Below are 21,712 nucleotides of genomic sequence, written 5' to 3'. Positions count from 1 at the left end.
GGCTCAGTCGTGGGCGCCGGGGGCCGGGGAGCCGTCGGCCGGGTCGGGGTCTTCGGAGGGGTCCGGGCGGCCGTCGGTGGGGCTCTCCGCCTCCCGCTCCTGCCCCGGCTCGGGGCGTGAGGCCTTGTCCTTCCGGTCGGTGGGGTGCTTCTCCTCGGTGAGGTGCTTGCGGATCTCTTCCGGCTTGTCTCCCAGCTGGTTCACGGCTGCTCCCCTTCGGGTCGGCGTGGCTGCTCGTTGGCGCCGGGGCGGCACCGGCGCCAGCGTCACACGGCGGCCCCGGCCCCGCACGCGCTGGACCGTGCGGGCGGGGGTGGGGTCGGGAGCCGTCAGGCGGTACCGCTCCCCCGGGCGCCCTCGCGCAGACCGAGGGCGCTGCCCATCCGCTCCAGCCTGCCGCGCTGCCGGCCCCCGGCCCAGGTGATCCAGAAGAGCGACCCGGCGAAGATGAGCCCGTAGACGATCAGCGAGGGTCCGCCGCCGCTCAGCGCGATCACGGCGAAGATGACGCCGAACATCGCATAGAGCAGGGCGAGCGCCACCGGGCGCCGGCGGGTGGCCTTCAGACGCTGCTCGACCACACGGGACAGCGCCGCGCGCTCCCGGGGCTCCTCGGGCACCTGCTCCTTGACCAGCGCCTCCTCCACCCGCACCAGACCCTCCGTCGTCCCGCCGACCAGTTCCTTCTGCCTGCGCCGCTGGGCGTAGAGGACGGCGCCGATCCCGATGCCCCCGGGGATGCCGTAGAGCCCCCAGTCACTGCCCGGGTGGGTGGCGTGCAGGAGCAGCAGGACGGCGGTGGCGGCGACCACCGACAGTGCCAGCTGCGCCCAGAAGTGTCTGATCAGCCACCGGTTGAGTCCACTCATCGGCGGGCAACTCCCCTCGTGAGAAGCTAGGTTGACTTCTCGTCGGTTGCCCGCTGGACGCCCCGCCATGACGCCGTAGCGGCTGTCACGATCCGTGTCCGCGCAGACACGATGCATCGCTCACCGAACCGGGGGAAGTCGGCAGGGACAGTGCAAGGAAGAGAGCCGACGGACAGGAAGGCGACATGTCCAGCGACCCCCTGTGGGGCGACCCCCTCTCCGAGGCGGCCGACAGCGTCACCGTGCCCTTCCCGGGGGAGTTGGGCGATGTGACCGCGGCACGGCTGGCCGCGGCGGGTTACCTGGGCACGCTCGCGCTCGGTCAGCCGCCCGCCTCCGCGGAGCACCGCGACGACATCCTGCTGGCGGTGAGCGAGCTGGCCGCCAACGCCATCCAGTACGCGCCAGGCCCCTTCGTGCTCTCGCTGCGCAGGACCTTCGACGGCATCCATGTGGTGGTCGCGGACACCAACCCGGACCCTCCGGAGCCGCGCCGCTACCACCCGTCGAAGGGCGGCGGCATCGGCTGGCATCTGATCCAGGCACTCGCCGACGAGGTGAGCGTGGTGCCGGGGGACGACGGCAAGGAGATCCACCTCTTCCTGCCCTGGTAGTCCGCGACCACCCTCGCCCGGGCCCGTGGCCGTCAGGCGGTGGGTGGCGTGGGTGTACGGGGGTGCAGCGAGCGGGCCAGCAGCGGCCCGACCCGGCGCTTGAGCCGCCGTAGCGCCTCCAGCCGGTCGGCGGCCCGGTCCAGCCGGTGGTAAAGCCGGGGCGGGAGATACGGCAGCAGCGGCGAGTGGCGCTGGCCGAGCAGGGCGAACATCTCCTCCGGCGGCAGCGCGGTGTAGCGGGGCAGCTCCTCGTACCAGCGTGCGCTGTAGCGGGCCGCGCTCTGCACCGGCAGCAGGGCCGAGCGCCGCTGCCGCCCGTAGCGGCTCAGTGCCGCCTCCAGGGGCAGGGGAGCGTCCAGGGCGTCGGCGAGGGCGATGGCGTCCTCCAGGGCCAGCGTGGTGCCCGCGCCGATCGAGTAGTGGGTGGTGTGCGCGGCGTCCCCCGCCAGGACCAGGTTGCCGTGGTGCCAGCGGTGGTTGGTGACCGTGCCGAAGGTGAGCCAGCGGGCGCCGCCGCGGCCGCCGTCGGGGCGGCAGGAGAGGGGGTGGCCGTCCAGTACGTGGGCGAAGAGCCGTTCCAGCAGGGCGAGGCCCTCGGCGGGGGCGGCCCGGTCCAGGCCGAGTCCGGTCCAGGTGTCCGGGGAGCACTCGACCACGCAGGTGCTGCGGTCGGTGTCGTAGCGATAGCCGTAGCACCAGATCCAGCCGTGCTCGGTGGGCACGAAGGCGAAGGTGAAGGCGTCGAAGACCTTGGTGGTGCCGAGCCAGACGTAGCGGTTGCGGCCGCCGGTGACGGCGGTGCCGAAGTGCTCGGCGTGCGGGGTACGCAGGGCGCTGTGCACGCCGTCGCAGGCGACCACGAGGTCCGCGCCGTCGAGCTCGGCCCGGTCGGTGACGGTGCGGCGGTGCTCCAGGCGCACGCCGAGGGCGGCGGCGCGCTCGGCGAGGACGGTCAGCAGGGTGTGGCGGCCGATGCCGAAGCCCTCGTCGCCGTGGTGGGAGGTGGTGCTGCCGTGGATATGGGCGACGCCCTCGTTCCAGCGCACCGAGCGCTCGCGGACGGCGCGGGCGGTCTCGGGGTCGCCTTGTTCGAGCCGGTCGAGCAGCCCGCCCCAGTAGGTCACGCCCCAGCCGTAGGTGGAGCCGGCCGGGGCGCGTTCGTAGACGGTGACCTCATGGGCGGGGTCGCGCCGTTTCATCAGGATGGAGAGGTAGAGGCCGGCGGGTCCACCGCCGACACAGGCGATCTGCACGGACACGTCTCCGATGCGTTGCGCGGTCAAGGGGTGACGCAACGTAGCAGGGGATAAAGACGAGATCAACGATCCTCGACTCCATCGGTTTGCGACGCCGTTCGGCGGACACTCGAAGGTCAGTCACGGTGCGCGAACGGAGGAAAAATGATCATTCTCGGGCTCATCCTGCTCATCATCGGTGCCATCACTGGCATCAGCATTCTGTGGACCATCGGTGTCATCCTTCTGGTGATCGGGGCGGTCCTGTGGATCCTGGGGGCCGTGGGTCACGCGGTGGGTGGTCGGAAGCACTACTTCTGACCCGATGACGCCCTGGGGACACCCCACCGCCGCCGGTGGTCCCCGGCGCCGGTGCCCGGTACACGCCATGTGCCGAACGCCCCTCAATCCGATCGATCCGTTCGATCCGTATCGGGCCGACAGCCCCGTGGCATCCCGACCGCCGTTCCGACGGCGCCGGGGTGGCACGGGGCTTTCTCGGTTGTCAGGGGCGGTCGTCAGGAGCGGTGGCGGGTGCCGGGCAGGAACTCCTGCACCTTGGCCTTGATGCCCTGCTTCAACACCGAGGCGGTGTCGCTGTCCCCTTGGAGGACGGCGGCCGCGGCGGCCTCGATCTGGTCCAGCTCGGCGTGCGGCGGGATCGGCGGCACCGCCGGATCGGTGCGGAAGTCGATCACGAACGGGCCGCCGGCGGCCAGGGCCCGGTCCCAGGCCTGCTCCACCTGCGTGGGCTTCTCCACCCGCGTACCGCCCAGCCCGATGCTCCGGGCGATATCGGCGTAGGGCAGGTCCGGGAGGGCCTGCGACTCCTCGAAGCGGCTCTCCTTGCGGTGCAGCCGCTGGAGCGTCTCGCGGGCGTCGCCCACCAGGTTGACCTCGAAGGGGTAGCGCAGCCCGATCATGTGCGGGTCGATGTCGATTGCCGGTGCCGATGCTGGAGGGGACCATCTTGAAGGCGTGCTTCGGCGGGGTGTAGTCCAGCTCCTGCACATCGGCCGGGATGATGATCGCGGTCACGGAGCGCCGGGCGTAGGCGGTGCGGATGGCCCGGTCGATGAGGTTGGGCAGCTGTTGGCGGCCATCTCCTCGTGGCGGGCCTGGATGAACTTCGGCTGGTTCCCGGCGCGCCCCCAGGCAGCGAGCAGGCCGTTGATGCCGTCACCCGCGTAGGCGAACACCTGCTCGACCTCCCACTCGCGCACCCGGTGGAGGATGTAGTCGGACACCTTCATGCTGGCCATCGCCACCCCGTTTCCGCTGGTCGGGGCCGACTGGCCCCGGCAGGCCCCCGCCGGACCGGCGGAGGCGGACGCCCTGCCGGGTGACCCGTGGACGGCGGCGAAGACGCGGACGGCCGACAGGGCGTGGCCTCGGGCGCGGACGGCCGCACCCGAGGCCACGCCCTCCGCCGCTCAGCCCGCCGGTATGTCGGCCATGGCGCTGGGGGCCGAGTGGGCGCGCAGACGGAGGAGTTCGCCGAGGGCCGGACTCAGCCCCGCCGCACCTGTCTGGGCGGGGGTCTGCTTCGCCGACGGGGACTTCCCCGTGGTCGGGGGCCTGCCGGTGGACGGGGGCTCGATCGGGTCCGTCGGGGGCGGCTTCGACAGGGCCACGCAGTTCGACCTGCCCGACTCCGCGGCGCCGTTGACCGCGGTGACGCAGAAGTCGTAGTTCCAGTTGCCGGGGAACAGGAAGGTGATGCCCCGCTCGGGGGTGTCCGAGATGACCTCGTCGGCCGTGAAGCCGCCGCCCCGGTAGTTGTCGCGTATCCACACCCGGTAGCCGGCCGCTTCCCTCGAACCCTTCCAGTTCAGCTGGACGGTCACGGGGTCGACGGATCTGATCGTGAGATCCGTGGGCGCGGGGGGTGTGCCCGCGCCCACCGTCACCGGTCTGCCGCCGCCGGGGAGGCCACCGCCCACATCGTTCCAGGTGACGACCGCGACGAGGTAGCGGTGGCCGGCTTTGAGGCCGTCGACATGCAGGGAGGTGCCCCTGACCGCCTTGCTCTCCAGGAACGCGCCGGGGCTGTCCCGGTCCCAGGTGATGACCTCATAGCGGTCGATGTGCTCCGTGTGGGGGCCCTTGGCGGGCTGCCAGGACACATCGACCCCTGTCACGGTGGCGCGGGTCACGATCTTCTCGGGTGGGGCCGCCGTCCTGGGGTGCGCCACCGCACTGACGGTCGGTGACCAGGCCGACCTGCCGTCACCGGCGTTGTCCGTACGGACCTGGTACTCCCAGTTCAGACCGTCGGCCGTCCAGGTCGTGTCGAAGCGGTTGGTGGCGACGGGTATCTCGCTCCACTGGGCGGAGCCCACCAGACGGCTGCGCACGGTGTAGCCGCGGGCGCCGAAGACCGGCCGCCAGGTCACCTTGATGCCGGTGGGCACGGACTCGGCGACGGGCCCGGGCACGGCCGGAGCCGGGCGGGCCGGGGGCGAGGCCGGGATGTCGGGGACGAACGTACCGATGCCGAAGTGCTGGTGCAGCGTGAGCTCGAAGGCCCGTGCGATCTGGAACTCGCCGAGCGCGTTGGGGTGCAGGCCGTCGTATCCCGCAGGGCACCCGGCCGGCCCGCAGTCGTAGGCGCCGGCCCAGTCCACCAGTTCCACCGGGGAGAGGCGGGTGCTCCAGGAGGACACCGCCTTGCCGAGCCGGTCGTTGTAGTCGGCGGTGGTGACCGGCAGGTCCTGACGGCCCTCGATGAAGGAGCGCTGGGGGACGTTGGCCACGGCGAACCGGACGCCCGGTCTGGCATCCCGCGCGTGGTCGATCAGCTCCTTCATGCTGTCGAGCGTGCCTTGGGCGCCGCTGACGAACCAGCCCATGTCGTTGAACCCGAGGCCGACGAGGATCAGATCGGGTTGGTACTGCGCGACCATCCGGCCGATCAGCTTCTTGTCCTGTGCCACCTGGCGCCCCCAGACGGCGAAGTGGTCGCTGTCGAAGTCCGGCGACACCCCTCTGGCGTACGCGCCCAGGACCGGCGGGTCGTCGAGGGAGGAGCCCGGGGCCTCTCCCGGGAGCGGTGGTCTGGACGGGGCCACCGGGGCGTTGGGGGTCTTGGTCCCCCGGTACGGGCCGACGAAGTCGACGTCGATGTGCTGGCTTCTGAACCACTGCCACAGCCGGTAGCGCCAGGTCCAGTCGCCCTCGGCGCCCTGGGTCATGGAGTCGCCGACGACCATCACCTTTCGGGGCGTGTCCCGTACGCCCTCCTGGGCCCGGGCCAGGGCCTCGGCGAGCCTCGGCCCCCAGCCCTCCAGGCTGTGCGCGATGTACTCCAGCGGATTGCCCCAGTTCCTGACCCTGGTCGCGAGGTCCCGCAGGCCGGTCTGGAGCCGCGCCACCATGGTGGGAGCTCCCTCGGTGGCGAACTTCGCGGCCGCCGACCCGAGACCGGTTCCGGCGAGCGCGCCCATCACGGCCATGGCCACCGCCTCCGCCCAGACATCGCCGTCCCCGAGCGATCTGCCGTCGAACGCCGCGTTGAACAGCTCGTTGAAGAGGCCCATGACGGCCCCTCCGACGGCGGCGCACACCGGACCGGCCGCGGGCGCTCCCACATTGAAGGCGAGCAGGCACGCCGCCGACGCCACCGCCATCAGGGCCGTGGCGGCCAGCGCGGCGATGGTCTTCTGCCACCAGTTGGCCTCGGCCCTGAGGCCACCCGCCGGACTCACCATCACCAGACTGTCGCCGACGGCGAACAGCTCCCCGTCGTACTCGGGGCCTCCCTCACTCGGCGGATAGATGCCGACGCTGTTCTCCTGGGCGAATCTGATGAACGACTCCCCCAGGGTCAGGCCCGCGCTCCGGTCGGCACGCGACCGCTCGACCACGTCCCGGGTCAGCTCGCGTACCTGCTCGCCGTCCGTGAAGTCGAAGACCGCCACCAGGTCGTCGCCGCTCTTGGCCAGCGCGCGAAGGTCTTCGCGCGCCTCGTCCGCGCAGCCCACGCTCAGGGTCACGGGACCCTGCCGGCCGTGGGCGACGGCGGCGGGGGTGGCGTGCGTCGCGCAGATGCGGGCCGGTGCCGCCGCACGGCCCTGGGCCCCGGCGGACTCGGTGGCCGCGACCAGCATCAGCGCCAGGGAGACGACGAGAGTCAGCAGATGGCGGTGTGCGGGATGGCGCGCTCGACGTCTCCTGCCTGTCTTCCCCGGTCTCGGGCGTAACGGGCCCCGCGGGGCCATGCCGTTCAGCATGTCCTTGACTCCCTTCATGGCATCGGACATCAGCAGGCGGGGCGCGTGCTTCCCGGGCGCCCCGCGGCGGGAGCCTGCGGGAGGACCCGTCCCAGCCGCTACGGAAGGCCGGCGATCCGGGACGCTGGAACGCGGAAGGCACTCCGGACCAGGCCACCTGTGTCCTGCCTGGAACGCCGCACTGGGACGCGGCGCGTGTCGCCGGATCTGTTCTCACGGGCAGGTGGGCACTCCGGGGAGCCAGGCCGGGCCCTGGAGGTAGATGTTGGTCACCCAGGCCCGGTAGTCCGGCAGATAGGACCAGGCGTCGTTGGTGTAGCCCTCGGCGGTGACCTGTTCGGCGTGTGCCTGGCACCGCACCCGCACCGTGGTCGGGCCGGGGAAGGCATACACCCGCGCGGCGGCGAGCGCGGGCCGGGCCTTGGTCCACACCCCGCTGCCCCAGGTGCGGAAGAGGTGGCCGTCCACCGCGCCGGTGGTGATCCGCACCGCGCCGAGGTAGCCGCCACTCAGCCGGACGTCCGAGACCATCACCTTCGTCCCGGACTGGCGGGCCTCCACCATCCGCCCCTCGCCCAGGTAGATCGCGATGTGGTGCGGGTGCTGGGTGGTCCCCCAGGCCAGGAGGTCGCCGGGGAGCAGCGGGGCGAGCCCGTCGGCGGCGGTGAACCGGGCGGCGGTGCGGTGGGTGTAGTGCTGGACGGCCGCGGTGCCGTTGAGGATGTCGGCGCCGGCGGCCCGGGCGTAGGCGTGCCGGACCAGGCCGGAGCAGTCGAAGCCGAGCCGCTCGGGGTCGTGTTCGCTGGCCGGGTCGCTGGGATCGACCTGGCCGTAGGTCGGGCCGGGCTGCGCGCCATGGCCGCCGCCCCAGGTGTACCAGGTGCCGGCGGCGACGTGTTCACAGGCGGCGGCGACGGCGCTCTCCGCGAGGGCGGAGCCGCCGAGGGCCAGCGGGGCGCACTCCGCACGGGCGGCGGGGGTGCCGGCCCTGGGCGGGGTGGCGGAGGCCGGTGCGGCGGAGAGGGCGGTGAGGACGAGGGCCAGCAGTGCGGCGAGTACGCCGAGCGGGCCGGTGCGGCGGGGCGGGGTCATGGTCGGGACGCTCCTTCGGAGTCGCGGGCGGGGTCGGCGGCGGAGGCGGTGGAGGGAGGGGTGGTCGGGTCGGGGACGGTGGAGGCGGTGCGGTGGTGCGGAGCGGGGCGGGGCGGGGCCGGTCAGGGGGTGGGGCAGGGGGCGGGGGCGGGCATGGTGAGGAGCGCGGTGAGCGCGCGGCGTTCGGCGGGTGGCAGGGTGTCCAGGGAGCGGCAGACCGCGGTGAGCCTGGTCGCCGGGTCGAGGGTCCACAGCCGGACGCTGCCGTCGCTGCCGCTGCTGGCCGCCGTGCGGCCGCCGGGGGCGAAGGCGACCGCCCAGACGGCGCCGGTGTGGCCGGTGAGCGCGGCGCGCGGGGTGTGCCCGGCGAGGTCCCAGAGCCGCACCGCGCGGTCGCTGCCGCCGCTGACCAGCAGCCGTCCGTCCGGGGAGAAGGCGACACCGCGGGCCGAACCGGTGTGGCCGGTCAGGACGGCGACGGCGCGCCGCTCTGCCGGGTCCCACAGGCGTACGGTGCCGTCGTTGCCGCTGCTGGCCAGGGTCCGCCCGTCGGGTGAGAAGGCCACCGAGCGGACGGCGCCCCGATGGCCGGTCAGCACGGCGAGCGCCCGGCGGCTCGGTACGTCCCACAGCCGCACCGTCAGATCGTCGCCGGCGGTGGCGAGCAGCCGCCCGTCCGGGCTGAACGCCGCGGCGTTGGCGAAGTCGGTGTGCCCGGGCAGCTCTCCGAGCGGCCGGCGCCCCGGCACATCCCAGAGGCGGACCGTGCGGTCGGCGCCCGCCGAGGCCAGGGTGCGGCCGTCGGGGGCGAAGGCCACGGCGAACAGGGCTTGGCGGGAGGCGGGGAGGGTGCCCAGGGGGCGGCGGGCGGGGACGTCCCACAGATGGACGGCGCCGTCGGTGCCGGCCGAGGCCAGGGTCCGGCCGTCCGGGGCGAAGGCGACCGCGTTCACGGCGCCCCGGTGGCCGGTGAGGGTGGCGGCGCCGCGTCGGCGGGCCACGTCCCAGAGGCGGACCGTGCGGTCGGTGTCGGCGGTGGCGAGCAGAGTGCCGTCCGGGCTGTAGGCGAGCTGGCGGATCTCGGTGAAGGGGCGGGAGGCGAGCGTGGGGCCGCTGAGGTCCCAGACCACGGCGGACTGGTCGAAGCCGGCCGTCACCAGGAACCCGCCGCGCGGGTCGACCGCGACCCCCAGCACATAGTCGGTGTGCCCGGCCAGACTGGCGGTGGTCCGGCCGGTGCGGACGTCCCACAGCCGGGTGGTGCCGTCGCCGCCGGCGCTGACCACGGTGGTGCCGTCCGGGGTGTACGCCAGCGCGTTGACGTCGTCGCTGTGGCCGGTCAGCACCGCGGTGGCCTGCCCGTCGGCGGTGTCCCAGAGGCGGACGGTGCGGTCGGCGCCGCCGCTGGCGAGGGCGCGTCCGTCCGGTGCGAGGGCCAGCCCCAGCACGGTGTCGGTGTGGCCGTGCAGCACGGCGCGCGGGCGGCCCAGGGCCGTGTCCCAGAGGCGGACGGTGTGATCGGCCCCGGCGGAGGCGAGGCTGAACCCGTCGGGCCCGTAGGCGAGGGCGTTGACCTCACCGGTGTGGCCGGTGAGCACGGCCTGGGGGCGCGGGCCGCCGCGCGCGGGCCAGATCCGGATGCGGCCGTCCGCGCCCGCGGTGGCCAGGGTGCGGCCGAGCGGGTCGAAGGCGAGGGCTCGGGCGGCGGTGGTGGCCGGCAGGACGCCCACCGCCCGGCGGCGGGCCGGGTCCCACAGCCGGACCGGCCCCCGGGTGGAGGTGGTGGCGAGCAGACGGCCGTCGGCGCTGAAGGCGACGGCCCGGACCCGGCCCGCCACCGGCAGCACCGCGACAGGGCGGTGGTCGGTGGTGCGCCACAGCCGCACCGTGCCGTCCGAGGAGGCGGTGGCCAGCAGGGCGCCGTCGGGGCTGAGGGCGGCCGCGTTGACCGGGCCGCGATGGCCGGTGAGGCGCGCGGAGAAGGGCTGTGACTGGGTGCTGAGCAGCGCGCCCAGCGCCTCCGGGGTGCCGGCGGCGCGGTAGGCGGCCGCGGCGAGCAGCATGGACGCCTCGGGGCGGCCGGCGGCCAGCGCGGCCGACTCCAGGGCGAGGGCGCGGGAGCGGGCGGTCCGCTCCTGGTGCAGGGCGTCGGAGCGCTGCCGCTGGGCGACCGTGCCGGCGGCCAGGGCGACGGCCAGCAGGACGACCAGGGTGGCCAGCAGCCCGCGCCGCAGCCAGGTGTGGCGCCGGGCCTGCCGCAGGCGGCGGTCCTCCTCCGCCTGCCCGGCGGTGAGGAAGTCGGCCTCCACCGGGCCCAGCCGACCCGTGGCGCCCGGGTCGGCGGCCCAGGAGCGGGCGGTCTCCAGCCGGCTGCCGCGGTAGAGCAGCGAGGGGTCGCGGTCCTCGTGCTCCCATTCGGCGGCGGCCTGGGCCAGCTGCTGGTGGATCAGGAGTCCCGCGCGGTCGGCGGCGAGCCAGCCGCGCAGCCGGGGCCAGGCGTGCAGCAGCGCCTCATGGGTGAGTTCGACGGTGTCCCGGTCGACGGTGACGAGGCGGGCGCGGGCGAAGCGGTCGAGGACGGCGGCCGCGGCGGGCCGGTCCTCCAGCGCGGCGCGCTCCGCCCTCCGGCGGGTGGCGCCCTCGCCGTCGGTGAGATGCGCCAGCCGGGGCAGCAGACGCCGGGCGGTGCGCTGCTCGTCGGGGTAGAGGGTGGCGAAGGCCTCCTCGGCGGTGCGGGCGACCGCGCCCTGGATGCCCCCGGTCCGCTCGTATCCGGCGACGGTCAGCAGGGTCCCCGCCCGCTGCCGCCAGGTGGCCATCAGGGCGTGGGACAGCAGAGGGAGCGCCCCGGCGGGGGCGGGGCCGGTCCGGTGCGGGGTGGTGGTGCCCAGCCCCGCGTCGCGCAGCAGGAGTTGCTCCAGGCCGGCTTCGAGCCGGAGGCCGGCCAGCCGGGCGGGGCGGGTGATGGCCTCCCGCAGCTCGGTGCCGGTCATCGGGGCCAGCGCGAACAGCCCGTCGGTGAGGGCCGGGGCGAGCTCCGGCAGGCCCAGGCACCGGCCGATGAAGTCCGCCCGGACGCCGAGCACCACGATGGCGGGCAGAGGCCCGTCTTCGGCCCCGCTCTCCTCGGCCGCGTCCGCCCCGGTGGTGTCCGCCCCGGCCGATCTCCCCGCGCCGGTGGTGGCGGTGGTGGCCAGGGCGCTCAGCACCCGGGCGTAGGCGCGCCGCTCGGCGTCGTCGGGGCAGAGGGTGAAGAGCTCCTCGAACTGGTCCACGATCAGCACCGGGTGGACGGGTGGGCGGCGGCGCGCCCGAGAGGTCGCCGCCCGGTGCGGGCCTTGGTCCCGGTCCGGTGCGCCGGGATGAGTGGAGGCGGGGAGAGCGCAGTCGGTGAGCCGGCTGAGGGCCTGGGACAGTGCGGCGGGGTGGTCCCTCAGCTGGTCGGCGGTGACCCCGGTGTCGGTACCCAGAACCTTGGCCGTGCGCTCCAGCAGTTCTTCCAGGGGCCGGGCGGTGGGGGTGCACACCACCACCGGCCAGCGGTCCGCGCCCGGCATGGGGAAGCCGCCGGGCCGCCGCAGGGTCGGCAGCAGACCGGCGTTGAGCACGGAGGACTTGCCCGCGCCGGACGGGGCGACCAGCAGCAGCGGTCCGCCGCCGATCCGCTCGAAGACCCGCTCGACCAGTGCGGTGGTGGCCTGCTCACGGCCGAAGAACCAGCCGGACTCCCCCGCGGTGAAGGGCCTCAGCCCGCGGTAGGGGCAGCCGGTGTCCGCGGGGGCGCCGGACCCGGGTGCCGGCGGTGGCCCGTCGGACGGGACGCGTGCCGCCGGGACGAGCCGCAGCAGCTTGCCGTGGGCGCGCAGTGCGTCGTCGCAGCTCCGGGCCACCTCGTCGGTCACCGGTTTGGCGCCGGTCTCGATCTTGCTGAGATAGCCCTTGCTGTAGTGCGTGCGGCGGGCCAGGTCGGCCAGTGACAGCCCGCGCCGCATCCGCAGTCGGCGCAGCTCGGTCGGAAAGTCCCCCGGCGAGGCGCCGGCCGGTGCGGCCGGGACCTTCCGGGCTCGGTACTGCTGGTGCTCCCCCATGGCGTCCCCCAGGGCTTCGCGTGCGCTCCGTGAGCGCTCGGTAACAGAAGCGACCTGACAGACGTTACCCTGAGTGACGGACATGGGGGCCACCTCTCACCCGCTGTGGCGACAACACGCCACCGGGGCCGCCGATCGACGGCCCCGGTTACCTGACGGGAGATCAGGGGCGGTTGAGACGGATGGAGTTGATCGGGGTCAGATCGGCGTAGACGCCGGTCTGGGCGTCGATCGGGTTGCCGCAGCCACCGCCGTTGACCCGGGTGCACAGGTTGGCGGTCGCCCCACCGGTCTGGTTGTTCAGCACCCAGTGGTTGCCGAACTGGTTGCTGAGGTTGTGGGCGCCGTACCGGTAGAAGACATGGGTCGGCCGGACGGCGGGGTTCTGGTTCTCGGGGTAGATGCACACCGCGCCGGAGGGGCAGCCCGCCCAGTCGGCGGCCGGCCGCGCCTCGGCGGGTGCGTTGAGGGTGAGGACGGCGGCGGTGGCGGTGGCGAAGGCGGCAAGGCCGCGCAGAAGCTGGGAACGCATGGTTCTCCCCTTTTGGGTGGTGGTGCCGGAGTTGACGGCTTCAGCGTGCCCGGCCCCCGGGGCGGGATCGACGGGTTGCCCGTCGCCCTTCCGTGACCGGCTTGGGAAACCCCCCGTGAGCTGTGGTTTCCCGCGACCATGGGCAACCCCCGCGCGGATGCCCGGTTAGGAACGCGCGGCCTCGTATGAGCGGCGGCGCGGCGGGTAGGCGGGCAGCATGCCGGATTCAGCCCAGGATGTGGTGGCCGTGGTGGTCGAGGAAGCGATGAGCGCACGCGAGGAGTTGGGTGAGACGGTGGCGGAGGCCGTCGAGGAGACCCGCGGAGGGCTGTCGGCCATCGCGGCCGGAGGTGCCTGCGGGCTGCTGGCGGCACTGACCGCCCACTCGGCCATCCAGCAGCGACTGGCCAAGGCATGGTCGCCGGAGCTGGCGGCGGGGGCGCTGACCCTGGCGTACGCCACCGGCGCCTCCGCGCTGTTCCGTTACGGCCAGGTCAGGCTGCGCCGGGCTCGCGAGGCGTCCCGCGACACCCTGGAGGTGACACGGGACACGGTGGCGCGGACCGTGGAGGAGATCGCCAACGGCTGATCCGCGCCCCTCCTGGAACGGATCCGCCGCATGCCCGCCCGGAGGAAGACACGGGCGGAGAACACAGAGAAACACCGACAAAACCGAGAAACACCGAGAAACACCGAGAACACGGAGAGACGACGGACGCCTCCCCCGGTCGAGCCGGTGGAGGCGTCCGTCGTGTGTGCCGGACGGGGTGTGCGCCGGGCCGGTGTCCGGGGTCAGCGCACCCAGACGTCGATCACCGGGGAGACGACCCGGCGGCGGCTGTCGACCAGGCGCAGCTTGTTGTGGCCCTTCATACCGAGCACCACGCGCATGCTGTACGCGGAGCGGGAGTTGGTGTTCATCGACGCCGGCAGGGTGACCCAGCGGCGCTCGCCCAGCTTCTGCTGGAGGGTGACCCGGCTGCCGGGGCGCACGTTCTGGGCGATGCCGCGGACCCGGAACTGCTGCCAGGCCCGCACGCTCTTGGCGGAGGACTTGGCCGAGTAGGCGGGGGCCACCGCGGCGGCCGGCCGGTGCTGCGCGGGGGCCGGCGAGGCGACGGCGACCGCCGTGCCGACCGAGCCCGCCACCACGGCGGCGGCGATTCCGGCACCCCAGGTACGTACGAACTGACGCATGCGCTGTCTCCCAGGTGAGGAAGGGGAAGGGCTACACCGGAAACGTAAGCACATGGGGCGATAACCGGATTATTCGACACGGCGCGGTTGTTTCGGTGTACCCCGTCCAGCCGTGCGGGCCCCTCGCCGCCGGTCAGCCCCAGCTCTGGGCGTAGGAGGTGCGCAGTTCGTCCCGGTCGGCGCGCTCGGTGAGCAGCCAGCGGACCGCTCCCAGCCCGATCAGACTGACCCCGATCACCACCAAGCCGGTGAGCAGCAGGGGGATTTGCACGATCGAGGTGACCGCCGGGCGGGCCGGACCGGCCTCCGGCGGAGCGCCGGCCGCCGCGTTGCCACCGGTGCTGCCGCCGGCGGGCGCGGAGGGATCCTGGGACGGGGCGGCGGTCGGGGACGAGGTGGGAGCCGGCGAGGTGGACGGCGGCGTACCGGGTGGCAGCCGGCCGTCGATGATCCGCACCCCCAGCCGGGACAGGGCGCTGGTCACCGGCTGAAAGAACGTCACACCGCCCTGGGTGCAGTCCCCGTTGCCTCCCGAGGTGATGCCGAGCGCGACGCCCTGGGCGAGCAGCGGACCGCCGCTGTCCCCGGACTCGGCGCAGACGGTGGTCTGGATCAGACCGGTCACCGTGCCCTCCCGGTAGTTGACCGTGGCACCGAGCGCGGTCACCCGGCCGCTGCGCAGCCCGGTGGTGCTGCCGCTGCGGAACACCCGCTGCCCGACGACCGGATCGGCGGCGCCCACCACGGCGACGCTGCGGCCCTGACCGACCTCCACGGCGTTGGTGCCGTCGAAGGCGTCCGGGTCCTCGTACCGGATCAGGGCGAAGTCCGCACCGGGGAAGGTTCCCGCGACGGTGGTGCCCAGCGGGCGGCCGGTGCCGCGGACCGCACGGAACCAGGGGGTGCCGACGGCGCCGCAGTGCCCCGCGGTCAGCACGAAGTTGTCCTTCCCGTCGGTGACGTTGAACCCGGCCGAACAGCGCCCGGTGCGGCCCAGCATCGGGGCCCCGCCGTCCAGCCGGAGGGTGAACTCCCCCGCGGTCCGCCGCATCCGCACGGCCTCGCCGGCCCGCCGGGCGGTGTCCGACATCCGGTCCCAGTCGGCGGCCGAGACGGTGCGATCGGCGTAGACGGTCACCTGGTTGGCCGCGTAGTCCAGCGACCAGGCGGTGCCGGTGATCCGGGGCGCCCGTCCGAGCGCCTCGGCGGCGGCGCGCAGCTCCCGCAGACTGTGCCGCTTTACCTCGGCCCTGGCTCCCGCGCGGCGGACCTCGGCGGCGGCCTCCTGGTCCGTCACCGCGACCACGGGCTTGCCGTCCCGCCCGGTCCAGCCGCCCGCCGTCCTGGCCGGGCCCAGCCGCCGCATCGTCTCGGCCACCACCTCACCGGGCGCCCGGGCCACCGACGCGCCCGCTTCACCGGGTTCGCCGGCCATGGCGTCCGACACCATCAGCGCCCCGCAGAGCAGACCTCCGACGGCCGCCGACCGGATGGCCCGTCGGAGTGTGCGCCGTGCGTGCCTCATGGTGAGCTCCCGAGCGATCCGTTGGTCCAGGGCGGGTCCCACCTCCATACGTACGGGCGGGCGGAGTGGTTCAGCCTCGGTGCGGTGGTGAACGGGCGTACGAGGCACGGGAGTTTTCCCGTCCGGCGGGGGCATCAGGTACGCGTGGAGACCTCCGACGAAAAGCTCCCGCGCGCGAAGCCCGCGCGCCGCAGAACCCCGTGGTGGTTCACCGTCCCCGCGGGGCTGCTGGTGCTGGTGGTGCTGTTCACCGTCGCCGCGCGGTTCGATGTCGTCCCCGGCTGGGACGATCTGCTGGGCGAGGAGACCAAGGACCGGTCCGGGCCCGCACTGCTCCAGTCGATCCAGGACCTCAGCCGCTACGAGGGAGCGGCCGGCTCCTACCAGATCGTGGTGGACCTGGAGAAGGACGCGAAGTTCCTGCCGGACGCCGTCCGGGGCACCCGCACCCTGTATGTGGGGGCCGGCACCGTGGGCGCCTATGTGGACCTGGGGAAGACCGGGCCCAAGGACGTGACGGTGAACGAGGAGCGGACCTCCGCCTCGATCCGGCTGCCGCGCGCCGCGCTGGGCTCGCCCGCCCTGGACCCGGAGCGGTCCTACGCGGTGTCCAAGCAGCGCGGGCTGCTGGACCGGCTCGGCGACATCTTCTCCGACAACCCGAACGACGAGCGCGCGGTGCAGCGGCTGGCGGCCCAGCGCATCGGGGAGGCGGCGGCGGAGAGCGGGCTGACCGCGCGCGCCGAACGCAACACCACCACGATGCTCAAGGGGCTGCTGGGCTCGCTGGGCTTCGAGCAGGTGACGGTGGTGTACGTCTGAGCCCGGGAGACCTCCCGAGGCAACACGGGAAACGACGAGGGAAACGGCCCGGTCGACCCGGCGGCACGCGCGCGGCCGCCCCTGGTCGGCAAGGCTCCGGGCGTAGGCTGCGAGCGGTTCCGGCAGGACGGCCGGACCGGATCGACCGACGAGGAACAGCATGTCCAAGCCCCCGCTGCCCGAGGAGGCCGTCGCCCTGCTGCGCAAGCCGAACCCGGCCGTGCTCTCCACGCTGCGGTCGGACGGCCAGCCGGTCTCCACGGCCACCTGGTACCTGTGGGAGGACGACGGCCGGGTGCTGGTCAACATGGACGAGGGCCGCAAGCGGCTGGACCATGTCCGCCGGGACCCGCGGGTGACGCTCACCGTGCTGGACGAGGACTCCTGGTACACCCATGTGAGCCTGATCGGCCGGGTCGTGGAGCTGCGCGAGGACGAGGGGCTGGTGGACATCGACCGGCTGGCCCGGCAGTACAGCGGCAAGGAGTACCCGCGGCGGGACCGCGGCCGGGTCAGCGCGTGGATCGAGGTGGAGCGCTGGCACGGCTGGGGCTCGATGAAGGACAGCGACCAGGTGGGCTGAGAGCCCGGGGGCGCCGGGGCGGACGGGAGACGGCTCCCGTCCGCCCCGGCCCGCGTTCAACGGGCCGTCCGCGACCTCGGTCAGCCGAGCGGGGCCAGCGGGGTGCCGTCCGACTGGTAGCCGGTGACCCGGACCGGTGCGCCCGGGGCCGCCCGGACCGCCGCGACCGGGCCGCGCGCCTCGGTGGAGACACCGCCGGAGAGGCGGATCCGGACGATATGGCGACTGCCCGCGGCCAGCGCGTACCAGGGGCCGCGCGGCGAACGCCAGCGGGTCCCGGCCACCACATGCTGGCCGAACCGGCTGCAGGCGGCCGTGGACTGCCGCTCGGCCACCACGGTGCCGGGGCGCGGGCGGCCGGTGGCGGGCGGCTGGAACTGCACCCGGACACTGCCCGGCCCGCGCCAGGTGTCGGCCCGGGTGCACACCCAGGCGGCGGCGCCCGCCCGGTCGGGCAGCGTCTGGCGCGCGTACACCCAGTCGTTGACGGCGCGCACCCCGTCCCCGCGCAGGTCGGTGAGGAGGCAGGCGCTGCGCGCCCAGCTGTCCAGGGCCGAGCGGCTGACCGCCTCGCGCGGCTGGCGGGACGGGGCACCGCTGCCGGGTGGCGGGGTGTGCGTCAGATGGGCCGGGGACGGCTCGCCGAGGTCGGTGGCCAGGAAGGCGTGCTGCTCCACGATCTGCGCGGAGGAGCGCAGGCTGAGCACCGGCCAGGAGGTGCACGGTCCCCCCGCGGCCGGCACGGGCAGCGGCGGCGTGACACCGCCGGCGGCGGTGAACGGCCGGGTCGCCTCGGCGGGGCGCAGTAGGTCCCGGGTGCCGGCCTGGGCGATCCAGGGGGCGAGGAGGTAGCGGACGGTGGTCGGGGTCCGGGTGAGGACCAGGGCGGCCGCGGTGGTCACCGAGGCGTCGTCGGCGCGGGCGATGTCCAGGGTGGGCCGGGCCGCTCCGGCCGCCTCCGCGTAGCGCGCGACCCGGTCGGTGGCGGCGTCGTGCAGCAGGACCACGGCGGTGCCGTCCACGTCGGCGGCGAAGAGCAGTTGGGACGGGCCGGAGGGCGGGGCGGCCGGGGTGCCGGGGGTGGTGGTGACGGTATGGGCCCGGCGGCCGTCGGCCCAGGTGCTCAGGGCGCGGCCGAGCAGTGCGCGGTCGCCTCGCCGGTCGCCGCGGGCGGGCCAGGCGGTGAAGTCCAGCCGGGTGGTGTCGGCCCAGCGGCCGGCCGGGGTGGTGCGCAGGGTGCCGGGGTCGGTGAGCGAGGTGCCGGCGGCCGTCCGTGCGGGGGCCGCGGGCTTGGCGTCGTCCGGCAGCCCGTCCCGGTCGGCCGAGGCCAGGACCGCGGTGAGGGCGGAGACGGCGAGGAGGGCCGCGACGAACGCGGTGGCGGCGGTACGGGCGCGGTAGCGGCGGCGCAGCAGATCGGTGGGGTACAGCCGCACTCGGTTGGGGTCGAACTCCTCGGCGTCCAGCAGGGCCCGGGCGGATCCGTCGGACAGCCCGGGCAGCCGGCCGGCCGCGGTGATCGCGGCGTCCGGGTCCGCCACGCCGGCCGCCGACAGCACCGCGGCGGTCTCCGGCTCGGCCAGCCCTTCCAGCAGCCGCAGGGCGAGCGCGGCCCGTGCGGCGGCGGGCACCTGGGCCAGCGCCCGGCCGAGGGCCAGCTCTCCGGCGCCGCCGGTGTGCGGGGAGAGGCGCAGTCCGAGGACGAGCGGCAGCCGCGGGGGGTACGGGCGGGCGCGCCGGGTGCGGCGCTCATGGCGGAGGGCGGCGCGCAGCACCCGTTCCCGTATCCAGACGTATCCGCCGCTCCACTCCCCCTCGCCGTGCGCACGGGCCGGGCCCGGGGTGTGCGGCAGCGCGTCCTGGACGACGGCGTGCGCGGCCACCACCCGGCGATGGCGGCCGAGGGCCGGGGGCAGCACCAGGTGGGCGAGGCGGACCAGCCGCCCGTAGTGCTCGACGAGGACGGCTTCCGCCTCCTCGATACCCGGGCGCTGTCCGGCGGGGGCGGTGGGGACCTTCGGCGACGGTTCCCGCGGTGTGGGCATGGGACCTCGGCTCGTTGCACGTGCGACTCGACTGGTGTGCACAACGAGCGTCCGTCGTCACCGTCACATCGACGGGTGGTACGACAGGAGTTCCACCGCCCCCCTCGGTGGGGTCAACGGTGCACCGTTGACCCCACCGGCACCGAGGGCGCCGGGGGTCAGGCGGCGCCACCGGCTCCGGAGGCGGGGCCGAAGGCCGGCTCGGGCACCTCCGAGGGCTCCAGCAGCACCGAGGCACGGCCGTCGGGGCCGACCGGCACCTCACCGTCGACGGTGACCCGGCGCAGGGTGCGGACATGGTCGTCGGAGTCGTCGGTGCCGTAGTGCTGGGTGGCGCGGTTGTCCCAGATGGCGACGTCGCCCACCTGCCACTGCCAGCGCACGGTGTTCTCGGGGCGCTCGATGTGCGACTGGAACAGGTCGAACAGGACCCGGGAGTCCTGGCCGGTGAGTCCGGCGATCTTCTGGACGAAGTTGCCGAGCAGCAGGTTGCGTTCGCCGGTCTCGGGGTGCACCCGGACCACCGGGTGCTCGGTGCGGAACTTCACCGCGGTGAACACCTCGCGGTACTGGGCCAGCGCCTCGGGCAGGGCGTCGGGGCGCAGGGCCGCGTAGTCGTAGTCGTTGGAGTGCACCGCCCGCAGGCTGTCGGCGAGGGCGCGCAGCGGCTCGGGCAGTCCGGTGTACGCGGTGGCGGTGTTGGCCCACAGGGTGTTGCCGCCGTACGGCGGGATGGTGACGGCCCGCAGGATGGAGAGGGCCGGATAGGCGGGGACGAAGGTGACGTCGGTGTGCCACTGGTTGGCGCGGGCGCCGTGGTCGGAGTCGATGCCCAGGGCGTAGCGCCCGTCGGAGGAGGGCACGGTCGGGTGGGCGACGGGGGTGCCGAGCAGCCGGGCGAAGGCCTCGTGGCTGTCCTCGTCCAGCTGGCCCTGGTCGCGGAAGAAGACGACCTTGTGCTCCAGGATCGCGGCGCGGACGGCGGCCACGGTCTCGGGGGCGAGGTCGCCGCCGAGCCGTACGCCGGTGAGGACGGCCCCGATCCGTCCGCCGAGCTTCTGGACCTCTGGCAGCGGCGCGGCGGGGGCCGGGGCGGTGGTGGGGGCGTCGGTGGTGACCGGAGAAGCCATGGTGGGGCCTTTCGGTGAGTGCGGTGGGAGCGGGGTGGGTGCCGGTGCGGTGGCTGCGAGGTGCCGTGGTGGCCGCTTGGGGCGTCCGGCCGGGCGCCAGGGGTGGGAGCGAATTACTTCCGGAGCGGAAGAAAGAGCGGCGGCGGAGAGCCGGTGCCGCGGGCCATGGCCAGGAGCGTGGCAGTGCGGTCGGGGAGCGTCAAGGCCGGACCGGGCAACCGCGAGGCCGCGCGGCCTGCTTGAATCGGGGCCGGACGCGTCCGGCCCCGGCCTCGCCCGGAGCTTCTCCGTCGCCGCGCTGACCTGCGGTTTCGCGGCGGCGATGGAGATCCCGGGATGACCGTCGGCCCGGGTGGCGGCTGCGGACCCGCCGCTTCGCGCATTTCACGGCGCCGCAACACGGCGGTTGCGGCGGGCAACGCGGCCGTACGGGGACGGGTCGGCCGTCCCTCCGGAGTCGGCACCCCTGGAGGGCGCCCGGAAGAGGGGTCAGAGGGATGGTGTGGGAGCCGGTCGGTTCACGGATGGCGGGCGACGGGCGGCGGGACGCCAATGCCGCCGCGGTGCTGCGGGCGGTGCTGGACCGGGGTCCGGTGTCCCGGGGTGCCGTGGCGGTGGCATCGGGGCTGAGTCCGGCCGCCGTCTCCCGGCAGTGCGCCGATCTGATCGCCCTGGGGCTGGTGCGGGAGCTGCCGGCGACGGCGGCGCCCGGTGGGGTGGGGCGGCCGCAGACCCCGCTGGACCTGAACACCGGTGAGCCGGGCGGGCCGCTGGCGGCCGGGGTGCATATCGGGGTGCCCCTGTCCACCTTCGGGTTGATGGACCTGCGGGGCCGGGTGGTCCATCGGCGGTCCCTGCGGCACGACGGGTTCGGCCCGGACGAGCTGCCCGCCCGGGTGGCCGACGGGCTGAGCCGTTTCCTCGCCGAGGCGGGCCAGGGCCGGCCGCTGCTGGGGGTGGGCTGCGCGGTCGGCGGATGGGTGCGGCCGGACGACGGGACGGTGGTGCGGCACGAGGCACTGGGCTGGCACGGCCGGCCGCTGGCCGCCGAGTTGTCCCGGCGCACCGGTCTGCCCGTACGGCTGGACAACCATGCGCGGGCGGTGGCCCAGTCGGAGATCCTGTTCGGCGCTCCGGCGGCCCGGCGCAGCCTGGTCCATCTCTTCGTGGGAAACGTGGTGGACGCGGCCCTGGGCATCGCCGGGGTGGTCCACCAGGGTCCGGGGTCCGCCGCCGGGGATGTGGCCCATCTGCCGGTGCCGGACTCCACGGTCCCCTGTGAGTGCGGGCGGCTCGGCTGCCTCCAGGCGGCCGCCTCGGACACCGCGCTGGCACGGATGGCGGTGCGGCGCGGCATCGTTCCGGAGCCGTCCACCAGCCTGCTGGTGGACGCGGCGGCGGCCGGGGACGGGCGGGCGGACCGGCTGCTTCGGGAGCGGGCCAGGGCGGTGGGCCGCGCGGTGGCGCTGCTGCTGGACGTGCTCAACCCCGAAGTACTGCTGGTGACCGAGCAGTCGAGCCTGCTGGAGCCGTCCTATCTGGAGGAGATCCGGGGCGCCGCGGTCGACCTGTCCCATGTCTGCCAGGACCCGGAACGCATCATCAGTCCATATGCCGGACCGGCGGTGCTTCCGGTGGCAGGTGGCACCGTACTGATGAACCCGCTGTTCAGCGCCCCTTTCAGCGGTCTGGCGGGGCTGCTTCCGACCGCTTCCCGTCACTGATACCGCGTCAGTTCCGAGACAGAG

Annotated in this window: 17 protein-coding genes and 1 pseudogene; 6 read left to right on the top strand and 12 right to left on the bottom strand. The window is 74.5% G+C overall.

The annotated features are described in order from the left end of the window. Window positions 1–3: 3 nt before the first annotated feature. On the bottom strand, window positions 4–204 hold the full coding sequence (locus tag ABZ945_RS21675) for a hypothetical protein (RefSeq protein WP_361271880.1): 201 nt from the start codon (window positions 202–204) through the stop codon (window positions 4–6). Window positions 205–329: 125 nt separating this feature from the next. Then, window positions 330–869: a hypothetical protein gene (locus ABZ945_RS21670; RefSeq protein ID WP_361271877.1), complete on the bottom strand. Its 540-nt coding sequence runs from the start codon at window positions 867–869 to the stop codon at window positions 330–332. A gap of 185 nt (window positions 870–1,054) precedes the next feature. Here ABZ945_RS21670 and ABZ945_RS21665 point away from each other — a divergent pair, with 185 nt between their 5' ends. Further along, entirely contained in the window at window positions 1,055–1,483 is a 429-nt protein-coding gene (locus ABZ945_RS21665; protein WP_361271874.1) for an ATP-binding protein, read from the top strand. 32 nt (window positions 1,484–1,515) lie between these two features. Here ABZ945_RS21665 and ABZ945_RS21660 read toward each other — a convergent pair whose 3' ends face one another. After that, a complete protein-coding gene (locus ABZ945_RS21660) occupies window positions 1,516–2,736 on the bottom strand; it encodes an FAD-dependent monooxygenase (protein WP_361272018.1) in 1,221 nt (406 codons plus the stop codon). A 147-nt stretch (window positions 2,737–2,883) separates the two neighbouring features. Between ABZ945_RS21660 and ABZ945_RS21655 the strand changes: the two genes are divergently transcribed. Beyond that, a complete protein-coding gene (locus ABZ945_RS21655) occupies window positions 2,884–3,039 on the top strand; it encodes a DUF6131 family protein (RefSeq protein WP_248632905.1) in 156 nt (51 codons plus the stop codon). A 197-nt stretch (window positions 3,040–3,236) separates the two neighbouring features. Here ABZ945_RS21655 and ABZ945_RS21650 read toward each other — a convergent pair. The 5 genes and pseudogenes from ABZ945_RS21650 to ABZ945_RS21630 form a co-directional block, all read right to left on the bottom strand. Further along, window positions 3,237–3,971: pseudogene (locus ABZ945_RS21650) on the bottom strand (thiamine pyrophosphate-binding protein). Between the two features lie 180 nt (window positions 3,972–4,151). Next, on the bottom strand, window positions 4,152–6,827 hold the full coding sequence (locus tag ABZ945_RS21645) for a fibronectin type III domain-containing protein (RefSeq protein ID WP_361271870.1): 2,676 nt from the start codon (window positions 6,825–6,827) through the stop codon (window positions 4,152–4,154). Window positions 6,828–7,163: 336 nt separating this feature from the next. Continuing rightward, the gene (locus tag ABZ945_RS21640) at window positions 7,164–8,042 is read right to left on the bottom strand and encodes an NlpC/P60 family protein (RefSeq protein WP_361271867.1); all 879 of its coding nucleotides are present in this window, start codon (window positions 8,040–8,042) and stop codon (window positions 7,164–7,166) included. Between the two features lie 122 nt (window positions 8,043–8,164). Further along, window positions 8,165–12,130, bottom strand: a complete 3,966-nt coding sequence (locus tag ABZ945_RS21635; protein ID WP_361271864.1) for a helix-turn-helix domain-containing protein — start codon at window positions 12,128–12,130, stop codon at window positions 8,165–8,167. Window positions 12,131–12,293: 163 nt separating this feature from the next. Beyond that, the gene (locus ABZ945_RS21630) at window positions 12,294–12,662 is read right to left on the bottom strand and encodes a hypothetical protein (protein WP_361271861.1); all 369 of its coding nucleotides are present in this window, start codon (window positions 12,660–12,662) and stop codon (window positions 12,294–12,296) included. Between the two features lie 217 nt (window positions 12,663–12,879). On the opposite strand from ABZ945_RS21630, the gene ABZ945_RS21625 reads away from it, so the two are divergent. Beyond that, window positions 12,880–13,251 carry a phage holin family protein gene (locus ABZ945_RS21625; RefSeq protein ID WP_361271859.1) on the top strand — a complete coding sequence of 124 codons (372 nt, stop codon included), beginning with the start codon at window positions 12,880–12,882 and terminating at the stop codon, window positions 13,249–13,251. 203 nt (window positions 13,252–13,454) lie between these two features. Here the strand turns inward: ABZ945_RS21625 and ABZ945_RS21620 are convergent, their stop codons facing one another. Next, entirely contained in the window at window positions 13,455–13,859 is a 405-nt protein-coding gene (locus ABZ945_RS21620; protein WP_361271857.1) for a hypothetical protein, read from the bottom strand. A 133-nt stretch (window positions 13,860–13,992) separates the two neighbouring features. Next, window positions 13,993–15,384 carry a S1 family peptidase gene (locus ABZ945_RS21615; protein WP_361271854.1) on the bottom strand — a complete coding sequence of 464 codons (1,392 nt, stop codon included), beginning with the start codon at window positions 15,382–15,384 and terminating at the stop codon, window positions 13,993–13,995. Between the two features lie 225 nt (window positions 15,385–15,609). On the opposite strand from ABZ945_RS21615, the gene ABZ945_RS21610 reads away from it, so the two are divergent. After that, window positions 15,610–16,206: a DUF4230 domain-containing protein gene (locus ABZ945_RS21610; RefSeq protein WP_361272015.1), complete on the top strand. Its 597-nt coding sequence runs from the start codon at window positions 15,610–15,612 to the stop codon at window positions 16,204–16,206. A 160-nt stretch (window positions 16,207–16,366) separates the two neighbouring features. After that, a complete protein-coding gene (locus tag ABZ945_RS21605; RefSeq protein ID WP_361271851.1) occupies window positions 16,367–16,789 on the top strand; it encodes a PPOX class F420-dependent oxidoreductase in 423 nt (140 codons plus the stop codon). Between the two features lie 80 nt (window positions 16,790–16,869). On the opposite strand, the gene ABZ945_RS21600 is transcribed toward ABZ945_RS21605, so the two are convergent. Then, the gene (locus ABZ945_RS21600; protein WP_361271848.1) at window positions 16,870–18,834 is read right to left on the bottom strand and encodes a hypothetical protein; all 1,965 of its coding nucleotides are present in this window, start codon (window positions 18,832–18,834) and stop codon (window positions 16,870–16,872) included. A gap of 158 nt (window positions 18,835–18,992) precedes the next feature. Continuing rightward, window positions 18,993–19,964, bottom strand: a complete 972-nt coding sequence (locus tag ABZ945_RS21595; RefSeq protein ID WP_361271844.1) for a TauD/TfdA family dioxygenase — start codon at window positions 19,962–19,964, stop codon at window positions 18,993–18,995. 497 nt (window positions 19,965–20,461) lie between these two features. Here ABZ945_RS21595 and ABZ945_RS21590 point away from each other — a divergent pair, with 497 nt between their 5' ends. Further along, a complete protein-coding gene (locus tag ABZ945_RS21590) occupies window positions 20,462–21,688 on the top strand; it encodes an ROK family protein (protein ID WP_361271841.1) in 1,227 nt (408 codons plus the stop codon). Window positions 21,689–21,712 lie beyond the last annotated feature (24 nt).

It is taken from the genome of Streptomyces sp. NPDC046887, assembly GCF_040644755.1.
GTDB lineage: Bacteria > Actinomycetota > Actinomycetes > Streptomycetales > Streptomycetaceae > Streptomyces > Streptomyces lichenis.
The sequence above is the reverse complement of the archived record's forward strand: the minus strand, read 5'-3'. Positions and strand labels throughout refer to the sequence as shown.